This is a genomic window from Flavobacterium sp. 9 (genome assembly GCF_002754195.1).
In the GTDB taxonomy this organism is placed as follows: Bacteria; Bacteroidota; Bacteroidia; order Flavobacteriales; family Flavobacteriaceae; genus Flavobacterium.
Genome location: NZ_PEEU01000001.1, coordinates 3,094,380 through 3,108,097, shown reverse-complemented (window position 1 = coordinate 3,108,097; position 13,718 = coordinate 3,094,380). Strand labels below are relative to the sequence as shown.

Annotated in this window: 15 protein-coding genes; 4 read left to right on the top strand and 11 right to left on the bottom strand. The window is 31.0% G+C overall.

Annotated features, from left to right (window positions below):
• Positions 1-3: 3 nt before the first annotated feature.
• The 8 genes from CLU81_RS12730 to CLU81_RS12690 all read right to left on the bottom strand — a co-directional run bounded on the left by CLU81_RS12730 (position 4) and on the right by CLU81_RS12690 (position 8,116).
• Positions 4-495, bottom strand: coding sequence for a F0F1 ATP synthase subunit B (locus tag CLU81_RS12730; RefSeq protein WP_099710157.1), 492 nt, complete (start codon positions 493-495; stop codon positions 4-6).
• Between the two features lie 83 nt (positions 496-578).
• Entirely contained in the window at positions 579-779 is a 201-nt protein-coding gene (atpE, locus tag CLU81_RS12725; protein ID WP_031453874.1) for an ATP synthase F0 subunit C, read from the bottom strand.
• Positions 780-819: 40 nt separating this feature from the next.
• Positions 820-1,992 (bottom strand): F0F1 ATP synthase subunit A, encoded by a 1,173-nt coding sequence (gene atpB, locus CLU81_RS12720; RefSeq protein WP_099712750.1) that lies wholly within the window; start codon positions 1,990-1,992, stop codon positions 820-822.
• 517 nt (positions 1,993-2,509) lie between these two features.
• On the bottom strand, positions 2,510-2,731 hold the full coding sequence (locus CLU81_RS12710; RefSeq protein WP_099710155.1) for an AtpZ/AtpI family protein: 222 nt from the start codon (positions 2,729-2,731) through the stop codon (positions 2,510-2,512).
• On the bottom strand, positions 2,700-3,110 hold the full coding sequence (locus CLU81_RS12705; protein WP_099710154.1) for a polymer-forming cytoskeletal protein: 411 nt from the start codon (positions 3,108-3,110) through the stop codon (positions 2,700-2,702). The genes CLU81_RS12710 and CLU81_RS12705 overlap by 32 nt, the downstream gene beginning before the upstream one ends.
• 2 nt (positions 3,111-3,112) lie before the next feature.
• Positions 3,113-5,719, bottom strand: a complete 2,607-nt coding sequence (locus CLU81_RS12700) for a tetratricopeptide repeat protein (RefSeq protein ID WP_099710153.1) — start codon at positions 5,717-5,719, stop codon at positions 3,113-3,115.
• Positions 5,720-5,810: 91 nt separating this feature from the next.
• Entirely contained in the window at positions 5,811-6,506 is a 696-nt protein-coding gene (locus CLU81_RS12695; RefSeq protein WP_099710152.1) for an ABC transporter ATP-binding protein, read from the bottom strand.
• Between the two features lie 149 nt (positions 6,507-6,655).
• Positions 6,656-8,116: a DUF5687 family protein gene (locus tag CLU81_RS12690; protein ID WP_099710151.1), complete on the bottom strand. Its 1,461-nt coding sequence runs from the start codon at positions 8,114-8,116 to the stop codon at positions 6,656-6,658.
• 128 nt (positions 8,117-8,244) lie between these two features.
• Here CLU81_RS12690 and CLU81_RS12685 point away from each other — a divergent pair, with 128 nt between their 5' ends.
• From CLU81_RS12685 to CLU81_RS12675, 3 genes are all read left to right on the top strand, one after another.
• Positions 8,245-9,297 (top strand): ferredoxin--NADP reductase, encoded by a 1,053-nt coding sequence (locus CLU81_RS12685; protein ID WP_099710150.1) that lies wholly within the window; start codon positions 8,245-8,247, stop codon positions 9,295-9,297.
• A gap of 119 nt (positions 9,298-9,416) precedes the next feature.
• Positions 9,417-9,725, top strand: a complete 309-nt coding sequence (locus CLU81_RS12680; RefSeq protein ID WP_099710149.1) for a hypothetical protein — start codon at positions 9,417-9,419, stop codon at positions 9,723-9,725.
• Between the two features lie 146 nt (positions 9,726-9,871).
• A complete protein-coding gene (locus CLU81_RS12675; protein WP_099710148.1) occupies positions 9,872-10,285 on the top strand; it encodes a hypothetical protein in 414 nt (137 codons plus the stop codon).
• On the opposite strand, the gene CLU81_RS12670 is transcribed toward CLU81_RS12675, so the two are convergent.
• Positions 10,274-11,281: a glycosyltransferase family 9 protein gene (locus tag CLU81_RS12670; RefSeq protein WP_099710147.1), complete on the bottom strand. Its 1,008-nt coding sequence runs from the start codon at positions 11,279-11,281 to the stop codon at positions 10,274-10,276. The genes CLU81_RS12675 and CLU81_RS12670 overlap by 12 nt on opposite strands.
• A 39-nt stretch (positions 11,282-11,320) precedes the next feature.
• Complete coding sequence (locus tag CLU81_RS12665) at positions 11,321-11,926, bottom strand: DUF4254 domain-containing protein (RefSeq protein ID WP_099710146.1); 606 nt, start codon at positions 11,924-11,926, stop codon at positions 11,321-11,323.
• A 110-nt stretch (positions 11,927-12,036) separates the two neighbouring features.
• On the opposite strand from CLU81_RS12665, the gene upp reads away from it, so the two are divergent.
• The gene (gene upp / locus CLU81_RS12660) at positions 12,037-12,690 is read left to right on the top strand and encodes a uracil phosphoribosyltransferase (RefSeq protein ID WP_099710145.1); all 654 of its coding nucleotides are present in this window, start codon (positions 12,037-12,039) and stop codon (positions 12,688-12,690) included.
• On the opposite strand, the gene CLU81_RS12655 is transcribed toward upp, so the two are convergent.
• On the bottom strand, positions 12,685-13,614 hold the full coding sequence (locus tag CLU81_RS12655) for a DUF6427 family protein (RefSeq protein ID WP_099710144.1): 930 nt from the start codon (positions 13,612-13,614) through the stop codon (positions 12,685-12,687). The genes upp and CLU81_RS12655 overlap by 6 nt on opposite strands.
• Positions 13,615-13,718: the final 104 nt, after the last annotated feature.

Below are 13,718 nucleotides of genomic sequence, written 5' to 3'. Positions count from 1 at the left end.
ATCTTAGTTTAACTTTACGTCACCTAACATTTTCTCAACTAATTTAGTTTGAGATTCTTTGTTAGATAATTCATCCTTCAATAATTTTTCAGCAATGCTTAATGATAAAGTTGAAACTTGAGATTTCAATTCAGCCATAGCTGCATTTTTTTCATTTTCTATTGCCAATTTAGCTTGAGCAATCAGTTTTTGACCTTGCTCTTGTGCTTCATTTTTAGAATCAGCTATCATTTGCTCTTTCATTTCACGAGCTTCTTTTAACATTGCGTCACGTTCTGCACGAGCTTCTTTCAAGATACGCTCATTGTCTGCAGTTAAATTTTGCATTTCTAAACGTGCTGCTTCTGCAGATGCTAAAGCATTGTTAATAGATTCCTCACGGCTTTTTACAGCTCCTAAAATAGGTTTCCAAGCAAATTTTGCCAAAAGAATGAAGAAAACAATAAAGATAATTGTTGTCCAAAAAATTAAACTTTCTGGTGAAGTTAATTGCATAACAGTATATATTTAAAAATTGTTTTGTAGTTTTTTAAAAAAACTTCCTGAAGCCAACCGCTACAGGAAGTTTTAAATGTAAATTATTTTGCGATTAACGCAACAACTACTGCGAAAAGTGCAACACCTTCAATAAGTGCAGCAGCAATAATCATAGCAGTCTGGATTTTTCCAGCAGCTTCTGGTTGACGAGCGATAGCGTCCATTGCAGAACCACCAATTTTTCCAATACCAAGACCTGCACCAATTACAGCTAATCCAGCTCCGATTCCAGCTAATACCATAATAATAAATTTATATAGTTAATAATTAATAAAACTCTAATTAATGATGATCGTGCTCTTCAACAGCCTGACCAATAAATAATGCTGAAAGCAAAGTAAATACATACGCTTGCAAAGCAGCAACTAACATTTCTAAAACACTCATGAACAATACGAATGCTCCGGCAACTGGTCCTACAGCAATACTTTTGAAAATGAAGATTAAAGAAACTAAACTCAAAATGATAATGTGACCAGCCGTAATATTTGCAAATAAACGAATCATTAATGCAAATGGTTTAGTCAACATCCCGATGATTTCTACAGGAATCATAATTGGAGCCAACCACACAGGAACTCCCGGTGTATTGAAAATATGTCCCCAGTATGATTTGTTTCCGCTTAAAGTTGTAACGATGAAAGTAATAAAAGCCATTACAAATGTAAAGTAGATATTACCTGTTAAGTTAGAACTGAATGGGAAGAATGGAATTAAACCAATAAGGTTGTTAATCCAAATAAAGAAAAATATAGTTAAAAGGTATGGCATATATTTTCCAGCCTTTTTTGTACCAATATTAGGAACAGCGATTTCGTCTCTAACAAAAGTAACTAGTGGCTCTAAAAATCCAGCTAATCCTTTTGGTGCATTTGGGTTTTTCTTATATGATCTTGCTACAGCAAAAAATAAGAAAAACAAAATGATTGCAGACATCAACATTGAAAAAACATTTTTTGTAATAGAGAAATCCAAAGGTCTTGCATCAAAAGCAAAAGCTCCATTGTCTCTTTGGTCAGCTGTCATTTCTTCAAATTTATCAGCATAAAAAATTATTTCTTTATAACGAACTAATTTTTGACCGTTAATATCAACTACATGTTCACCTGTATTATCGTGGTGAAATTTTGCTGATGAAAAAATTTCCAATCCACTATTTGTCCATAAAATAACTGGAAGGCTAAAAGAGATAGGATGACCATCCCAATCAGCAATATGAAAATCGTGAGAATCTCCAATGTGAGAATTAATCAATTCGCTTGCATTGAATTCTTTTTCTATTTCGTGACCAACAGATTCTCCATGACCACTTGTCGCATGACTTGCTTCTGTTGACTCAACAGTTTCATGTTTTACTGAAACAGTATCAACAGGGGTTGAGGCGAAATTAATCGACGAAGTAAGTGCTAATAAGCTAACTAATAAGTACTGGACTGGTTTATTTGAAATTATCATTATTAAATCTGTATCTAATTTTAGGTTCCAAAAATTTTTTGCAAAGGTACATTTAAAATTGAAAATTGAAAATTTATAGCTGTAATTTTTAATATTTAAGCTTTTTACAACCAATCTTACTGTCAATAAAGCAATTAACCTTTGTTTATTAAGCGAATTGTGAAATATGTTTCGAAAAGTAAAAATAAAAAGTAAGGGATAAAAAAGGTACTTAAGTCTACTATTGGACTTTTAACATCTCCCTTTATCAAAGGAATTAAAAAAATGATGGCCAACATCATTCTAAAAAAACTGGCGCCAAGAAAAGCGAATCCAGTATAATTTGGAAAATTTTTATTTACAAAAATCAAAAATAGGTATACCAAAAAAGTAGCAACAATATTAAATAAATAGATACTCCATGCAGAATACAGGAATGTGAATTTATCAGATAAAAATTGCATGGTGAAATATTGTACAATAAATAGTACAATAGAAAAAGGGATAAAATACTTTAGGAAATCGGTCGTTTTGTTCATTATTTATTCAAATTTTTTACTTGTCTTAAAACATTATAAAGTGCTAAAAAAACCGAAAATAAAGAAAAAATAATTGTCCACAAAGAACCACCGTTTGAATACTTCTGATCTAACTTAACTCCAACATAGGAAAATATAAAAATAATAACTCCCATTTGAATGGGAATATTAACAAATACTAACCATTTATTATTTGAGTTCTTCTTGGGCTCCTTTTCCATCTTTTAATGTAACTTCTTTAGTGGTATTTGTTAACATTGTACAAGTTGCTGTAAAATCAGCTCCAGGTTCTATAGATAATTTTCCAACTGCAACTTCTCCGTGAATACGAGCTGTTGCTTTTATATTAAGGACTTCTAAAACTTTTATTTTTCCTTGAAATTCACCTTCAATATCAGCATTGTTACAAACAATTTCTCCTTTGATACTGCCGGATACCCCAATAACCAGTTTGCCTTGTGAAGTAAAATTTCCAATCAATTCTCCGTCTAATCTAAAATCAGCTTTTGAAACGATATCACCAATTATTGAAGTTCCTTCTACGATTCTATTTGTTTTTCCCAGAAGTTCAGTTCCGTTTTTTTTGACTTTATCAAACATGATTATGGATTTTTAGGAGCTAAATAAGCTTCTAGATTTTTTTTAATTTGAATTACTGTATAATTACCACTTGAAATAATAATTGCAGGATGCGAAATTTTATATGGCTTTTCATCTCTTAAAAGTTCTGAAACGTCTCTTGCATAAGCTTCAGATTTTAAACCATGAATAACTACAAAACTTTCTGTTTTATTGTATTTATCGAAAGAAGTTGTAAGTCTTTCAAAATTCTCAACTGATAAAAATTTCTTGATTGCTTCTTCTATTTGTTTTACTGTTTTTGTATCGCCTTTCGGAACTGCATAAACAATTTTCCAATTTTTACCATCAACAGCAGTAAAATCCATTTTTTCTAAACCCGGAATTTGCTTTTCTAGAATTTCGCGTGCATTTTTTCCTTCATCAGTATTAGGATAATTATCCGCAACTCCTTCTAATGCTTTTTTATATGCTGCCAGACCATTTACTTTTCCTAAAGTATTTGCTTTTAGCAATTCATATTTAGAAACAATTTCATCACCGGAATATTGATTAATCAAATTGTCTATATTATCCAGAACGGTATCAAACTGTTCTTCCTGAAATAACTTGTACCATTTTTGATATTCCTTATCAGCTGATGCTAAATTATCTGTATTACTATTGCTTAAAATTTGGGCGTATCTCGAGTTTGGATAATTTGAAGTAATATCAGACTTTACTCTTTCTGCTCGTGCAGGATTTGTAATTTGATAGATTTTATACAAATTATACATTGATGGCAAAATCAATTTTTCCTCTGGATTATTTTTCAATAATTGTTCAAGTTTATCGCTAGCCAAATTGTACTCTTTAAACTTTTCTTTATAAATAAGTCCCAATTGATAATACGAAAAATTACGTTCCTTATTAATACTATCCATCGCAACTTGTGTTGTTGGAAGCTGCTTTTCGTAAAAATCAGTTGTATATTTCGGTATTACAATAGTATCTTTTAGAGCATTTGCGGCATCTTTACTATTTATTGTGTCGTTCATTGCTGCATTATTCGCAGATCTTAATCCGGCTAATCTCCAGTTTCCTCCTAAAGTACGATTTCCCCACATTTTCTTGAATTGCAGTTTTCCATAAGCAACCGTTGTAGGATTGTAAAAATAGAATGTACTTGCCGTTTCGTTTCCTCCCGGAAGTGTTGGTGTTCCAGGATCTGTAGGCATTCCTGTAGAGTTTGGATTAATCGCTGTTGGAGAATTACCAGTATTTGTATTTCGATCAATATTGGCTAATTTCTCTTTTTCTTTCTCTTCTAAAATACGTTTTGCGTCATCTTTCTTTTTAAGCTCTGCAATATAACTTTCGAAGTAAATTTTTCTGTCAGGATCTGACAAACCTTTAACTTTTATAATACTATCATCACGTTTTGCAATTCCCTCGTATTTAATAACGTTATCAAGATTTTTTCTGTTTTTTTCGATAAATGCGTATTCTCTTGTTTTCTTATCTAATTTTGTTAATGTACTATCATAATACTTGGCAGCCATTGTGTAATCAGTATTTTTAAAATACATATTTCCTATATTTCTATAAGTCGAAGCTACTAAATAAGGGTCTTTAGATTTTCTTCCCAGTGATTTATTATAAAATATCAGTGCTGTATCCTGCACTTTATATTTGTCGAAAAAGACACCCATTTCATAAAAAAGAATATCATAATAAGGTCGGTTTTCACGATCTGAAACCAGTTTATTATACATCTCAATAAACAGATCCTGATTCCCATTTTGATAATCAAACATTTCTGCTTTTTTTGCATACGCATGCATCATGTATTTTCGATCTGCTTTTCGATTCATATCAATTACGCCATCGTAAAAATAATTTGCACTATCTTTTTTTCCGGCTTCCTGATACAATTGCCCTAGAATAAAACGGTATCTTGCTCTATCTTCATTTATTTTTGTGAATTTTTCAGCAATTTTAAGTTTCGTTACAGCACTATCTTTTTCTTCCAGATTTAGAAAAGCTTCAGACAATAAAGCATTAGCATCTGAAAACGTTTGTTTATCTAAATCTGTCTTTTTTAATAACAGATTTATATTTTTTATCACAATAGCATCATTTCCTAAACGCATATTGGTTTTTTCGCGCCAGATTTTTGCCGTATAAATATTACTGCTATTTGGATATTTATATAAGATATAATTGAATGCCTCTAGCGCCGGAATAAACCGCTGATCGTAGTATCTGGCTTTTCCGAGCATTAAATAAGCTTCGTCAATCTGATAATTTTTTTCTCTTCCGCCAATGTTCATTGAATGTTTCTGAATGGCTTTTGTTGCTTTTGTTTCAGCCTTTTCAAAATCAGCATTTTTAGCTTTTTCACCTTCAGAAAAATTCTCGTCAATTTGCATTTTTTCAATAGGCAATATCTTCCAGAAATTATCCTGATTATTACCCTGAACAGATTTCAAACCTTTCTCAAGACCAATGCCGCCGTTATACAAAATGTTATATTTTGTACTTAAAGCATGAGAATTTCGAGATAAAAAAGTATTCTTTTTGGTAGAACAAGCTATCAAAAAAAGTAATATCACGAATACAAAACTATATTTAAGAGTATTCTTTTTCAATAGAAAAGAGTTTAAATCAAATTAACTTCTAAAAAGGATTTTTAGTATATTAACTTGTAAAAATACACTTCTTTTTTTAAACTTTAGAAACTTATACTGCAAAAAACAATTCTAATTCTTGTAAGGTTTCTCTTGAAGTTTGAATATCTTTTACAATCTCTCCTTTATTTAATGCTACAATTCGATCGCAAACCTCTACTGTATGCTGCAAATCATGGCTGGAAACCAGAACTGTAACATTTGGATTTTCGGCCAATTCTTTGATAATTTTTTTTAATCTGCTAACAGTTGTTGGATCTAAGTTTGCAAACGGCTCGTCTAAAATAACTACTTCAGGATTACCAATAAGTGTGGCAATTATCCCCACCTTCTTCTGATTTCCCTTAGATAAATCTCTCAGGTATTTTTTGTTATTGAGAATTTCTCCATTAAAAAACTCTACATATTTTGCCAATAAAGCATCAATATCTGCTTTGTTTTGATGGTGTAAATCTCCAATAAAATAAAAATATTCTTCTGGAGTTAAATATCCAATCAGGAAACTTTCATCTAAAAAAGATCCTGTAAAAGATTTCCATTTTTCGTTTGTATTTACTTGAATATCATTGTTTTTAATAAATCCTGTCGAAGGCTGAATCAAATCTAATAACAAACTGAAAAAAGTCGTTTTTCCTGCTCCGTTATTTCCTACCAATCCAAAACTTTGTCCTTTTGGAATTTCAAGATTACTAATGTTTAAAACTGTTGTACCGTTATATTTTTTTGAAAGTTGATTTACTTGTATCATCTTAATTGTTGATTTTAGATTGTTGATTTTAGATTTTGTCAATTGAATCGAATTATCTAATTGACTAATTAATTCTTGATTTGGTTAATCGTTAATTTGGTTTGCAATCTGATAAAATTATCTAATTATCAAATTGGCACATTTTCTAATTAATTCTTTTGTTTGTAAGCACTTATGGTACTGTATTTTTCGATTTTATATCTCTTTTCGATCAAAGAAAAAACTTTGTCTTTGAATATAAAACCTAAAACTCCTGCTCCCGCAACCAATACCAATCCGATGGTCTTATCTCCAAAATGAAGTCCTACCCAATACAATATTAATGGCAAAAATATCTTTGGTAATGAAAGCAACATCGAGTTTACATTGAATGCTTTTTTATCTCCAAAAGCGCCACCGGCATTACTTAAATCAATTGGCGTTTTTGTAAATGCACCGCCCAAAAGCACTAAATGAGAATTTACACCAATATTATAAATCGCTCCAACAACTATAATCAAATAGGTTTGCCATCCGTAAAAAAGGTAAAATGAAGCAAGGATTGTCGAAACAAGAGTGGCAATAACAATCAACCACCATTTTGAAGTAATATAACCGCGATACGGAATATTTTGTGTCATCATTAATTGATAATAAGAACTATCCCAACTTGGTACAAACTGCCCGAAGACAAATAAAAATCCTCCCGAAACAAATATCCCGGCAAAAATTTGCATAACCGGAGGCTGATGCATATTTCCGAAAAAGATTAATCCGTAGAATAAAAAAACTACGCTCATTACAATCGTCGTTTTAGATCTTTTGTTTCGCTTAATCAACTTGATATCGTTTTTAAGAAACGTTCCTAAAGTTCCAAATTGATTCAACCAAGAAAGATCTTCGGTTGTTGCAATATCTTCTTTTTTAGAAAGTCCAGCATCTAAGAATAAGTTGTTTTTGAAATACTCAAAGGTAAATGCATACAAACCTGCCAATAACAAAATAGGAATTAAAAATATCCAACTTGTATTATAAAATCCTTGAAAAACTGGTTTTGTAAAAGTCGTAATATCAAACAGTTTATAATATTGTGCTGCTGCTAAAGAAACAACTACAGCAAGAAAAACAACAAATAATTTATCGATATTACTTAGAATAATATTCAAAAAATTATTGATATAAATTAAAGCAATAATCGCCAAATTCCATAAAATAACTCCTGTCAAACTGTAACCTTCCAGAACTAACACAATAGAAAATGGAACGAAGAAAAGTGCATGTATCCAGTTAAAAAATGACAAAGCTGTTTTTCCTAAAGAGAAATGTACAATTGTTGGTTTCTTAAACGGCAAAACTAATAATGGTCTAATATTCAGAACCGGAATCGCTTGCAATAATAATCGAATTATCAAATCGAACATGAAATAATAAATCAGGAACTTATTAATCGTTTCAAAAGGCTCGAGCTTCATTTCCTTAAGGATATAAAATACTCCTACTCCTCCGGCAATAAAAAGCAGCGAAAAATAAATCATAAAGAACCCTATTACTATCTTCATTGCTACACTTTTACCAAACGATGCGGATCTGGTAAAGGCCTTCCATTCGAGATAAATAAACTTTTTAATCATGGTTAATTGGTTTTAAGTTTTGTAGTAAGAGACCAAATGTAAGAAAACGTTACAAAAAAAGTTAAAAAAAATAATTTCGTACCCGTCATTTAATAGTGGTTTGCTACTTTTGCATAAAATATACAATCATGCCTTCATTTTTAAAACTCATAATTAAAGAGGTAAAACGCGAAACAACCGACGCCGTTTCTGTACTTTTTAATGTTCCGGAAGAACTAAAACCAGACTATAAATTTATAGCCGGACAATACATAAATCTAAAATTAACTCTTGATAATCAAGAAATTAGACGTGCTTATTCTATTTGTTCTGCACCAGAAAGCGGCGAATTAAGAATTGCCGTAAAAGCAGTTAAAAATGGTTTGTTTTCTCAATTTGCAAACACAAGATTAAAAGCCGGAGACGTTCTTGAAGTAGGTCATCCAGAAGGAAAATTTACTTTTGAACCAGATGCTGAAAGACAAAAAAACTATGCAGCTTTTGTTGCCGGAAGTGGTATTACACCAGTTCTTTCTATTTTGAAATCAGTTTTAAAAAGTGAACCAAAAAGCTCATTCGTATTAGTTTACGGAAATAAAACTCCTGAAGAAACTATTTTTCATCAGGAATTACATGATTTACAATTGCAATATGTAGGTCGTTTATTTGTTCATTATGTCTTTAGTCAGGCTAAAGCCGAAAATGCATTGTTTGGAAGAATTGAGAAATCTGCAGTAAATTATGTGTTGAATAACAAGCATAAAGAACTTCAGTTTGATAAATTTTTCTTGTGCGGTCCAGAGGAAATGATCAATACAGTTTCTAATGTTTTGAAAGAGAAAAACGTAAAAGAATCAGCAATTAAATTTGAACTTTTTACATCTTCAACACAAGAAAATCAAATCCATAATTCGCTAGAAGGACATACAAAAATTACTGTTTTGGTTGACAATGATGAAGTTACATTCGAAATGTCTCAAAAACAGACCATTTTAGATGCAGCCTTAAAACAAGGAATTGACGCTCCATATTCTTGCCAAGGTGGAATTTGCAGCAGTTGTCTTGCTCGTGTAACTTCTGGAACTGCAGAAATGACTAAAAACTCAATTTTGACAGATAAAGAAATCGCTTCAGGTCTAATATTAACTTGTCAGGCGCATCCAACATCAGAGTCTATTTATGTAGATTATGATGACGTGTAGTCGTTAAAATTCTAAAATATTTAAATTCCAAGTTCCAACTTTAAAATTGGGATTTGGAATTTTTTTTGTTTGATTCTTATTGTAATCTTTGTCAAATTAGAATTTGAAATTTATTTTTTATGAAATCTGTACGAGAAATTTTTAAAACGAAAGAATATCTTTTAGACGAACCTGAAGTTGAGAGACTTGTGGAATATTGCGAAGAACTTCAAGATGAAATTGTTGAGTTTAAATTTCAGAAAACCAACAATAAAGAACTCGCTATGCTGGATATGCTCAGAGAAGTTATAAAAGGTTGTAATGCTATTGAAAAAGAACAAATGGAACATGAGCGATTTGGATATGAAGTCCCTAATTATCAAGAAACCATTTCAAATCTTAAAAGTTATATTTATAGCAGATGTAAAGACGAGAAAATTTGGTTATAATCAAATTACAATAAAACCAAAATTTTATTAAAATATTGCTAAATTTTGATTATATTAGAGGTGAAATTACAGTAATCGCAATCTCTTCTTTTTTGAGATTTGTAGAGCTAAATCAGATTTGTCAACACGTTTAAATATTAAATATTATGACAATGCATCACTTCCTTCGTTTATCATTTATAGCAATTTTTGTAGTAACAGCTTTATTTTGTGTTTACTTTATAATTAAAAAACAACGAAATAAAAAAGGTCCAAAATTACTTAGCCAAGAAAAGTATAACGCAACGATGATTGGTAAAATGACTGAAATAACAGCTTCTGACCAAAATATTTTTAATTTCTGGCCTTATATAAGTAAACTGAAAGCTGCTAAGGTAATATCGAACAAAATTAAAGAATCAAAATTGGTGCATAAAATCTACAGAAATTCAACTGAAGATTTTGAACACATTTTGCTGTCTACAGAAAAAGAAAATGAATTTGTTGTAATTGTTGCCAATAAAAACAAGAAGAAAACAGTAGGCTATTTTCTTCATGATTTAGATGGATTATATGCTTAATTGTATTTTTTCAACGATATCTTTTGGAGAAATACTTCTCATAGCATCTTCATAACCTTCAACGATCTTATTTCCATAAACCGATGTTGGCAATTGTGGATATTGGTTTCTATCTGAAGTTAAAGCATTTTCGAGACTTTGATTGAAAGGTAAAAATCCAGCATATGGATGTGTTGCGCCCCAAAGCGTAATCACTTTTACACCCAACATTGCTGCAATATGAGCATTTCCGGAATCCATGGAAAGCATAACATCGAGATTACTTATCAATTGTAATTCCTGCTGAAATTTAATTTTTCCAGCCATATTTATTACATTTTCAAATGGTTGAGAAAGAGAATCCAATATTTCAATTTCTTTCTTTCCGCCACCAAAAAGCAATATTTTATACTCTTTATTTTCAGCCAATTTTGCAATAACTTCCTGCATTAAATCCTGCGGATAAACCTTAGAATCATATTGTGCAAAAGGTGCAATACCGATTAATTTTTGATTTTTATCTCCGATTATTTCTAAGATATCTGAACTTAAAATTGCCTTTTCAGGAAAAGTCGGGTCTGATAAATCTAAAGAAAAACCAAGTTCTTCGAACACTTTTGCGTGTCTTTCGAACATTGTTGGCAATTGTTTGAATATCTTATTTTCGGCACGAGTTAGCTCTTTTTTGCCTTCTCTTCCTTTATCAACAGTTGCTCTTTTTTTTCCGCTTAAAGCGAAAAGTAAACTCACAATTTTAGATCTCAAAACATTGTGAAGATCTGCGAAAGCATCAATTTTGAGTTTTTTTACATCTCCAAATAATCTCAAAAGTCCCGCAAAACCTTTGTGACGCTCTTTTTCATCAAAAGCAAAAAACTCCAAATTCGGAATTCCGTCAAAAAATGGCTTAAAAAACGGACGTGAAATTACTGTCAGTTTAACGTCTGGATACTGCTTTACAAAAGCGCGTAAAACAGGAACCGTCATGGCGACATCTCCCATTGCGGATAGTCTCATGACGGCTATATGCTTAATTTTATTGGACAATTCTGCCAATTATTTTTTATTTTGATATAAAACAGGATTCAATTCATCGTCATTGTACATCTTCATTTGTTTGTACACTTTCATGAATTTATCTCCATTTTCAATGTCAGTAAGCAAATCATCAATTGCAGTAGACAAGTCACTTCTTTGTTCTAAAAGGATGTTTAATTTTTCCTGACATTTATCTCTATGTTCTTGCGAAGCTTCAGCACGAGTAGCTTCTTCATGCATATGATAAATTTTTAGAGCCAAAATAGACAATCTGTCAAAAGCCCAAGCAGGACTTTCAGAGTTGATTTTTGCACCATCTTTTACTTTTACATCGCTGTATTTTTTTAAAAAATAACTATCGATATATTCCACCATATCAGTACGTTCCTGATTAGAGGCATCGATTCTTCTTTTTAAAGTCAATGCTGCTACAGGATCAATTTGCGGATCACGAATAATGTCCTCAAAATGCCATTGAACAGTGTCAATCCAATTTTTTAGATATAATAAATGTTCGAATTTATCCTTTGGATATGGATTGTTTATAGGTTGATCAACATTATCAAATTGATGATAATCTTTGATGCTTTGTTCGAAAACTGAATATGCTAATTTTGAAAACATGTCTTTATTTGTTAGAGTTACAAAGATACTTTTTATACTTTTATACTGCGAATAAAACGATGATTTTTTCGTTATCGTACTGTAACCATTGATAATTCTAAAATTTTATTATGAAAATCCATTATATATCTGAAAATAATAGCGTATTAAACCACTTTTTAAGTCAAATCAGAAATGTGAATGTTCAGAACGACAGTATGCGTTTTAGAAGAAATATAGAACGAATTGGTGAAATTATGGCGTATGAACTGAGCAAAGATCTGTCTTATAAAAACGTCGATATACAAACTCCGCTTGGTATTAAAAAAACAACCGAAATCGAAAGTGATTTGGTTTTATGTTCAATTCTTAGAGCGGGTTTACCTTTACACAATGGTTTTCTAAACTATTTTGATCATGCCGAAAATAGCTTTGTTTCGGCTTGCAGATATCATCCAAATAATGATGCTGAATTTGAAATTCGGGTTGAATATCAAGCGCTTTCAAACATAAATGATAAAACTGTTTTACTTCTTGATCCAATGTTAGCAACGGGACAATCGATAGTTGCTGTGCATGAAAAATTAGTTCAAAACGCAACTCCAAAAGAGATTCATATCGTCGTTGTTATAGCTGCTCCGGAAGGAATTGCTTTTCTTGAAAAAAACCTTCCTGATAATTGCCATTTATGGGTTGCTTCTCTTGATGAGAAATTAAATGAGAAAAACTACATCATTCCAGGTCTTGGCGATGCCGGTGATCTTGCTTATGGAAGTAAACTATAATTGAGAAAAATAGGTAAATAAACTGCAGCAAATCAACACATAAAAAACAATTTCGTTATTGAGTTTTTGCTGCATATATTCTACATGACTTGCCGCCATAATCGTTAAAGGTGCAATACTAAACAACAATAAATCATTGCTTTTGTCAGGCGAAATGATATAAACAGCCACAGCAATAAAAAAACATGCAATCACTTTTTTATACGAAGTATGTACAATTTGCGGTCTGTTTGATAATGTCATTAACATTGAAACCACAAAAAATAAGGATATTGCAACGTAGATAGAAAGTGCTCCGTTTTCGTAATTATTCTTAAAATAATCAATGCTAAAATCAATTACTGCTCTTTTTTCGAAAAATTCAATAGCATTAATATGAAAGATTAATGACACCATTAAAAAGACGATCGAAACAGCCAGAAGCGCTATAAATGGTAAAACCCAGTTTCTATAATCTCTTGAAACGTGAAAAACAATTGATATAAATACTAAAATAATAAAGAGAATACTCCAAAATTGAAATAAAGCAGCTACAAAAATCCAAAAAGAAGCATCAAATATTTTTTCTTTAGAAGCTTTCAATGATTGTAATGAAATCAATCGTCGCAACGCCAATAAAAGAAAAAAGTTGGCATAAATTACATTCGGATTATTAAATATTGTAGGGAAAAACAATATAAACAACAAATAGAAAAATATCGCATAACCATTGTCTTTACTGAGCCCGTTCTTTTTTACAATAAAATTAATCATAAAAAAAGAGGCCAATATAAAGCACAATAAACTAACTTTTTGAAATCCCAAAAAGTAATTATTAATCCAGGAAGGTTCTTGGATTTGGAACAGGAAAAAGAAAACCAGTATTAAAATTACGACCAATGAATAATTTAATGGCGTAGATTTTTTAAAAACACTTGTTATCATAAGGATATTTTATACTTTTGTGATTGTAAATATAATACTTGTTTAAAAGGAAAAACCAACAAGTTGAAAAAAGATTCTATTAATTGAATTTTAACTTCAATGCG